This window comes from Nocardiopsis sp. MG754419 (assembly GCF_018207095.1).
Classification (GTDB): domain Bacteria; phylum Actinomycetota; class Actinomycetes; order Streptosporangiales; family Streptosporangiaceae; genus Nocardiopsis.
Genome location: NZ_QOCZ01000029.1, coordinates 38,406 through 45,939, shown reverse-complemented (window position 1 = coordinate 45,939; position 7,534 = coordinate 38,406). Strand labels below are relative to the sequence as shown.

Genomic DNA, 7,534 nt, shown 5'->3' with positions numbered 1-7,534 from the left:
TCGACCCGACAGACGGGCCGGACGGATCGGACGGGGCCGGGGCGTCCGGTCACACCCGGACGGCACGAGACGAGCGGGGCCGCGGCCTCACCGTGGCCCGACCCGTCCGGGAACCACGACCTCGGACCCGGGCATTTCGGAACGCACACGCAGGGCGCCCCGGGTGATACCGAGCGCACCTGGTGGCCCACCCCTCCCGCCGACGGCACCGAGCCAGGCGCCCCGCGCGCGTGGTGGGGCGAGGGATCGACCGTCGACGGGCAGCCCTTCGGCGCGGAGACGGCGCGGCGGCTCAGTCCGCGCAGCCTGGTCGTGGGTCCGATCAACCAGCTCAGGAGCCTGCTCCTGCCGATCGCCGCCGGTCTGGTGGTCGGTGGGTTCAACCCGTGGATCCTCACCGCCACCGTCGTGGCGATCCTGGGTCTGCTCGTCGGTGGATTCGTCACCTGGAAGACCTTCCGGTACGAGATCGGTGAGGAACGCCTGGAGATCCGCAGCGGCCTCATCCGTCGCTCCCGCCGCACCATTCCCCTCGAACGTGTGCGCGGGGTGGACGTCACCAGCACCCTGCTGCACCGGATGCTCGGTGTGGCCGTGGTGCGCATCGAGGCGGCCGCCGGGTCGGCGGGTGGCACCGAGGACGGCAAACTCGACGCCGTGGACGCGGCCGAGGCCGAGCGTCTGCGCCGCGAGCTTTTGCACCGCAAGGCGGTGCTCACCGCGGGTACCGAGAAGGCGCCCGGCGTCGCGGGGGAGGAGGGCGTGGCCGTCGACCCCGACTCCACCGCCACCGCGACGGAGGCCTCCGACGACACCGTCACCTACTTCCGGATGCCCCGGAACTGGTACCTGTACGGGGCGCTCAGCCTGGGGTACCTCGTGACCCCGTTCGTGGTCCTGGCCACCCTGTTCGGCATGGTCCAGCAGACGGCGGGGGAGATGGCCACGGACTTCCTCGTGGGCTGGGTGACCACCACCGACCGGGGCTTCCTGGTGGTGTTCGCCGTGGTGTCCGTGGGCGTGCTGGTGCTGCTCATGCCGATCTTCGCGGTGGTCTCCTACACCCTCACCCACTGGGGGTTCACCCTCCGGGGCCGGGACGGTGCCCTGGTCGCCGAACGCGGGCTGCTCACCCGGCGGAGCGTCACCCTGGAGCGGCGACGCATCCGGGGATACGAACAGCTGGACAGTCCCCTCGAACGCACGCGCCGGGCGGTGCGCCTGCGCGCGATCGTCACCGGTCTGGGCGACACCGCCAACCGCGCGGTCCTGCTGCCCACCGGCCCCCGGACCGAGGTGGAGTCGGTGGTCGACCGGGCCCTGGACCTGTTCCGTGGGCGGCTGACCTCGCACCCCCGGGCCGCCCTGTACCGACGTTTCACCCGCGCGGTGCTGCCGTTCGCCGTGGTGGCGGCGGGGGCGGTGGCCCTGGACGTGACGTGGTTGGCGGTGACGGCCGGGGTGCTCGCGGTGCTCGGCATGCCTCTGGCCGTGGACCGCTACCGCTCCCTGGGGCACGGATACGACGGCGCACGGGTGAGTGTGCGCTCCGGTTCTCTGCAGCGGGGGCAGGCGACCGTCGAGCGCTCGGCGGTGATCGGCTGGACCTGGACCCAGACGTTGTTCCAACGCCGGTCCGGGCTGGCCGACCTCCAGGTGACGGTGGGCGCCGGCGCGGGCGGGTACACGGCCCAGGACGCCTCTCAGAAGGAGTCGGTCGACTTCGCCGCGCGGATCACCCCGGAGATGGTGCGGCCCTTCCTGGCGGAGACCGACGACGGTCGCCGCGCGGACGGCGCCTGAGCCGACCTCGCCGGCCCGGAGAGCGGGACGAACGCGAGGGGGCGACCACCGGCCGGTGGTCGCCCCCTCGCGTTCGTCGGTGAGCGCGCCTACTCGTTCTTCTTCGAACCGAACATGATCTCGTCCCAGGAGGGCACCGACGCACGGCGTCCGCGCCCCTTGCGCTTGGGCGTCGCGCCCCCGCCGTCCGTGGGCCCGCTCGTGGCCGCCGGCATGGACGGTTGTTCGTCCGGCGCCCGGCGCGGGGTGCCCGTGTCGTTCAGGTCGATGGTGGCCCGGCGTCGCCGTGGACGCTCCGGTTCGGCCGGTGGGGCGGGCTCGGGGTCGTGTTCGTGCTGTGCGGGCGACGGACGCGCGGTCGGGCGTTCCGGGCCGACCTGTGGTTCGGCACGCCGCCACTGTTCGGCGGCGGGTGCCTCGAACTCGGCCACGGGCCGAGGCCGCTCCGGCCGCTCCGGACGTTCGTGGCGTTCGGGTCGCTCCGCCGCGGGTTCGGTCCAGGTGGGCCGGTCGGTCGGGTGATCGTTCCACGTGGGCCGGTCCGTCGGACGCTCGGTCCACATCGGCGGCTCCTCGACGGAACGGCGCCGCGGCGGCTCGTTCCGGGAGACCCCGGGAAGCGGTGCGGCGGGCGGTGCCTCCTGGGGCGTCCGCTCGGGACCCCGTGCCGTCCTCGGCTCCGGTTCACGGGCGGGCGCGCGTTCCGGCTCGGGTGCGGGCCCGCGCTCCGGCCCGCGGTCGGGGCGGTTCTGCGCGGGACGCCGGGACTCCTCGCGTCCCGGGGCCCCGAACGGGTCCGTCCGGGACGCCGGGCGCAACGGCTCGTCCAACGGCGTGTCCTGCGCGGGCGACAGGCGGCGCGGGGCGACGTGATCGTGACGTCGCTCGGCGGCGGACTGTGCGTCCAGGCGGGGCAGATCGGTGGTGGCCTCGTTGCGGCGCGGCGCGAACGGGGTGACGTTGGCCCCCGGCGCGAGGGGCGAGCCCAGGGGCTCACCCGAGGAGAACCGCGCGGCCTCCTCGTCGGCCGGGGTGACGGTGTTGTGTCTGGGTTCGTACAGCCAGTGGGCGACCCGTTCGTCACCGCCGTGCAGGAAGACCAGCTTGAGCTGCCAGGTGCGGTCCTCGCGCTTCCACGAGTCCCACTCTGCGTCGCCGGTCTCCAACTGGTGCGCGCCGATCCGCTTGGTGACGATCTCCTCCAGGGAGGGACCGGGTGCGGCGTCGCCCTGGGCGCGCACGGTCGCGCGTTGGGCCTGTTGCGCGATGTACTCGCGTTCCTGGAGCACGGGTCCCTCGAACCAGCGCACCCGTTCGATGGGTATCCCGGAGATCTCGGAAATGGCCTCCGCGGTCTCGCCGGACCTGATGCGGGCCTGGATTTCCTTGGGGCGCAACGGATTCTCCACTTCGATCTCGTACTGGCCGAGCCGGGAGAACTGGCCGCGGACGGCGGCGCGCAGACGGTCGTCGACGGGCAGCATGAAACGGGTGCCACGGCCGGCGCTGGCCAGCACCAGGTAGGTGCCGTCCTCGCTCACCGCCACGAGGCGAAGCTCGTGCATCGCCCTCCCTTTCGTGTGTCCCGTCGAGGGTTGGTCTGGACCGTCCCTCACGTTCTCCAAGTCTGGTCGGCCGGCCATCGTCCGGCCGGTACCGCGTCCGGCATGCCCGAACTGTGCCCGCCTCCCGCCGTGGTGGGCACCACGGCGGGAGTCACCCCGGGGTTCCGGGGTCCTCACGGTCGCTTCCGCTGCCAATCTTGACACGCTGAACCTTGCACGACCGGGAGCGATCATGGGGGAATGTCGCCGATCCCGTGCGAAGGCTCCGCGGTGATGGTATCCCGCGTACCTCGAATCCCCCCAGGCCTGGGAGAAACCGCCATCCGGTGACGGATGACGACATGACCTCCCTTGGGAGTGCCAACTCGACACGCCGAGGGATGCCACACAGTGATGATTCTTATGTGATGGCGTTATCGGAGTCTTGCCGCCCTTAAGGTGATGTATCCACCTATGGGTGTTATGTGAACTTTGGGGCCTGCGGGGCTGTCTGCCCCACCACACACCCATCCCATGACGTGACGACGTGTCCCGCCGCGCCCCCGCGCGGCCCACGGAGGGGGGACCACATCATGCCCAGACCCGAGCACGGGGGTAGGGACGAACCGCGTGAACGGGGTCGGTCCGCCGAGCACTCGGACGCCGACGCCCGGGACGAACCGAGCGGCGAGGGCGAGGAGGGCGGTCGAAGGCCACGCATCGACCTCAGCGTGGCCCAGGTCGCCGGGGCCGGCGTCGCCACCCTGACCGCGGCCACGGCCGCCTCCTACCTCAACGTCTACGGAACCGTCATCGGTACCGCGGTCATGGCGGTGCTGAGCACCAGCGCGGCCCCGGTCATCCAGCACTGGATCACCCGCAGCGGGGAACAGGCCAAGGGGCTGGCGGACAAGTCCAGGCACCCGCGGTCCCGCTCCTTCGTCGGGCGGCCGGAACCGGCCACCCCGGTCGACGTCGACGACGCCACGGTCGGTTTCGAGGCACCGACGCCCTTCCGGGACGCGGACGACGCCACCCGGACCATGGCCATGCCCTCCCTGGGGCGGGACCTGCCCGGGCAGACCCTGGCGCACGGCTTCGGGAACCCCGCCGACCCCACCCGGCCGCACGACCCGATCACGGACGAGGCCACCGAGCTCCTGCCCCAGGTGCCCCACGGCGAGCACACGGGCGCCTCCGCCGCCGAGGACGACGACGCACGTCCCCGGCGCGGTCCGCGCACCGCCCTCATCACGGCCGGAGTGGTGTTCACCCTGGTCATGCTGGTCATCCTGGCCTTCGAGCTGCTCACCGGCCGCTCCCTGACCGCGTGGACCCAGGGGCAGGACGAGCCCACGTCCCCCTCCCTGCTGGGCGGGCAGTCCGCTCCGGCCGAGACCCAGGGCGAGGACGACACGGGCACACCCGACGAGGAGCCGGCGCAGCGGGACCCGGGAACCGACACCACGCCCGACACCGACACCGACCCCGTCGAGCCCGGTACGAACCCCGATGACCGGGACTCCGACGTCCCCACCCGGCCCACCGACCCGGTCGACCCGCCGGTGGAGGAGCCCGAGCCGGAACAGCCCGAGGAACCGGTCGAGCCCGGTGGCGAGGGCGATCAGGGGGAGGTCGGCCCACCGGGGGGAGCGCCGCAGGGAGTGCCCCCGGCGGGTGCGCAGAGCGGGTCCGTCCCCACCGGGTGATCCGAGGTCAGCCGAACACGCGGTCCAGATAGACGTTGCCGAACCGGCGGTGCGGGTCCACCCGTTCCCGCACCGCCATCGCCTCGGACCATCGGGGATAGACCCCCTCCAGGTAGGAGCGGTCGCGTGTGTGCATCTTGCCCCAGTGGGGACGGCCGCCCACCGACGTGAACAGCGCCTCCAGGTCGGCGAAGTAACCCTCGTACGGTGTCCCCTGGTACATGTGCACCGCCACGTAGGCGCTCTCCCGCTCATAGGCGGTCGAGAGCCAGACGTCGTCGGCCGGGGCGAAGCGCACCTCGACCGGGAAGCTCACCCGGTGGTCGCTCCGGTTCACGATCGACCGTGCCTCGCGCAGCACGTCCTCGGTGTGCTCGGCCGGGATCGCGTACTCCATCTCGACGAAACGCACTTCGCGCTCCGAGGCGAACACCCTGTGCGAGACGTCGGTGTGGGTGCGGGCCGACCAGGCGCGCGCACAGATCCGGTTCATCGTCGGAGCCAGGGACGGGAAACGTCGACAGACCCGATTCGCCCGGTCGAAGACCCGGTTGGCCATGACGTCGTCGTCCAGCCAGGCGCGGAACGGTGTCAGGGGGTGGGGTGGGCCCACGCTGATGTTGTTGCGTTTGGTGAAGGTGTGGTCGGTGTGGGGGAACCAGAAGAACTCGAAGTGGTCGTTGTCGGCGCGCAGCTCCGGTAACCGCTCCAACACCTCGTCCAGGGGCAGGGGCCGCTCCCGGGCGTGGAGCAGGAACGCCGGCCGTACGGCGAAGGTCAGCGCCGTCACCACGCCGAACGCGCCCAACCCCACCCTGGCGGCGTGGAAGAGCGCGGGGTCGTGCGCCGCGGAGCACTCCACCACGGAACCGTCGGCCAGGACCATCTGCATGCCGACCACCTGGCTCGCCAGACCGCCCGTCTCCCGCCCCGTGCCGTGCGTGCCGGTCTGGATCGCCCCGGAGACGGTCTGGACCGCGATGTCGCCCATGTTGGCCAGTGCCAGTCCATGCGCGGCGAGATCGTCGTTGAAGTCGCACAGGGGTGTGCCCGCGGGGACCGTCGCGGTCCCGGCCCTGAGGTCGACCGAACACGGGCCGGTCAGGGAGACGGGCGACAGTAACAGTCCGTCGGTGATGGCCACGTCGGTGAACGAGTGCCCCGTGCCGACCATGCGGACCCGCAGGCCCTGCGCGGCGGCTGTCCTGACCGCGGCGGCGACCTCCGTGGTGTCGCCGGGGGTCGCCGTGCGACGGGGACGGGCCTGGTGGGTGTCGGCCCATGTGTGCCACAACACATTATTCATGCGGTGACATTACCGATCGGTCACTTATGTGACCAGGGTCCGGAGTGGACCTGGTCACTTCGAGGGCCGAAGTCCCACGACATGTGCCCGGGTCGGATCGGGGTGGGCGCGAGGAGCTGGTTTCATGAGGTGCATGAGGCCTTACGACGCGTTTTTGCTGATCTCCTTCGGTGGACCGGAGGGCGAGGACGAGGTCATCCCGTTCCTGGAGAACGTCACCCGCGGGCGCAACATCCCCCGCGAACGGTTGGCGGAGGTCGGTGAGCACTACTTCCTCTTCGGAGGAGTGAGCCCGATCAACCAGCAGTGCCGGGACCTGCTCGCCGCGATCACCACCGACTTCGCCGACAACGGCGTGGACCTGCCGATCTACTGGGGCAACCGGTTCTGGGCGCCGATGCTCGCCGACACCCTGGCGCAGATGAAGAAGGACGGTGTCCGCCGGGTCCTGGCGATGCCCACGTCCGCGTACTGCAACTGGTCCAGCCGCACCGCCTACCACGAGGACATCGAGCGGGCCCGCGCCGAGCTCGGTGACGACGCCCCCGAGGTCGAGCTGATCCGCCCGTTCTACGACCACGCCGGGTTCGTCGGACCACTGGCGGAGCACACCCGGGCCGCGTTGGACGCGCTGCCCGCCGACCAGCGTGAAGGCGCGCGCCTGCTGTTCTCGGCGCACTCCATCCCCACCGCCATGGCCGAGTCGAGCGGCGGTCCCGGGCACGACTTCGGTCCGGAGGGGGCCTACGGCGCCCAGCTCGCCGAGGCGGCCCGCCTGGTCGTCGACCGCCTCGACCGGGAGTACCCCTTCGAGGTCGTCTACCAGAGCCGGAGCGGTCCGCCCAGCCAGCCCTGGCTGGAGCCGGACGTCAACGACCGCATGGAGGAACTGGCGGCCGAGGGTGTGCCCGCCGTGGTGGTGGTGCCGCACGGATTCGTCTCCGACCACATGGAGGTCAAGTTCGACCTCGACGTGGAGGCCCGTGACACCGCGGCCAAGCTCGGCATCGGTTACGAGCGTGCGCTCAGCCCCGGGACCCACCCCGCGTTCGTGTCGATGGTCACCGAGCTGGTGCGCGAGTACACCGAGCGGGCCGCGCCGGCCCGACTGAGCTCGTTGCCCGCCTGCGCCGAGCGCGGTGGGGTGTGCTGCAAGCAGCGTTGAGCACCGT

5 protein-coding genes are annotated in these 7,534 nt (G+C 71.8%); 3 read left to right on the top strand and 2 right to left on the bottom strand.

Annotation, left to right across the window (positions count from 1 at the left end; genetic code table 11):
• Positions 1-306: 306 nt before the first annotated feature.
• Positions 307-1,803, top strand: a complete 1,497-nt coding sequence (locus DSY14_RS08595; RefSeq protein WP_211715954.1) for a PH domain-containing protein — start codon at positions 307-309, stop codon at positions 1,801-1,803.
• A gap of 89 nt (positions 1,804-1,892) precedes the next feature.
• Here the strand turns inward: DSY14_RS08595 and sepH are convergent, their stop codons facing one another.
• Complete coding sequence (sepH, locus tag DSY14_RS08590; protein WP_211715950.1) at positions 1,893-3,368, bottom strand: septation protein SepH; 1,476 nt, start codon at positions 3,366-3,368, stop codon at positions 1,893-1,895.
• A gap of 572 nt (positions 3,369-3,940) precedes the next feature.
• Here sepH and DSY14_RS08585 point away from each other — a divergent pair.
• Entirely contained in the window at positions 3,941-5,056 is a 1,116-nt protein-coding gene (locus tag DSY14_RS08585; RefSeq protein ID WP_211715949.1) for a hypothetical protein, read from the top strand.
• 7 nt (positions 5,057-5,063) lie between these two features.
• Here DSY14_RS08585 and DSY14_RS08580 read toward each other — a convergent pair whose 3' ends face one another.
• Positions 5,064-6,362 carry a D-arabinono-1,4-lactone oxidase gene (locus tag DSY14_RS08580; RefSeq protein WP_211715948.1) on the bottom strand — a complete coding sequence of 433 codons (1,299 nt, stop codon included), beginning with the start codon at positions 6,360-6,362 and terminating at the stop codon, positions 5,064-5,066.
• A gap of 133 nt (positions 6,363-6,495) precedes the next feature.
• Between DSY14_RS08580 and DSY14_RS08575 the strand changes: the two genes are divergently transcribed.
• Positions 6,496-7,527, top strand: coding sequence for a ferrochelatase (locus DSY14_RS08575; protein WP_211715947.1), 1,032 nt, complete (start codon positions 6,496-6,498; stop codon positions 7,525-7,527).
• The last annotated feature ends 7 nt before the right edge of the window (positions 7,528-7,534 follow it).

Coding starts and splice junctions, on each gene's coding strand:
- DSY14_RS08585 (WP_211715949.1), top strand. CDS start 3,941: ATGCCCAGACCCGAGCACGGGGGTAGGGACGAACCGCGTGAACGGGGT.
- DSY14_RS08580 (WP_211715948.1), bottom strand. CDS start 6,362: ATGAATAATGTGTTGTGGCACACATGGGCCGACACCCACCAGGCCCGT.
- sepH (WP_211715950.1), bottom strand. CDS start 3,368: ATGCACGAGCTTCGCCTCGTGGCGGTGAGCGAGGACGGCACCTACCTG.
- DSY14_RS08575 (WP_211715947.1), top strand. CDS start 6,496: ATGAGGCCTTACGACGCGTTTTTGCTGATCTCCTTCGGTGGACCGGAG.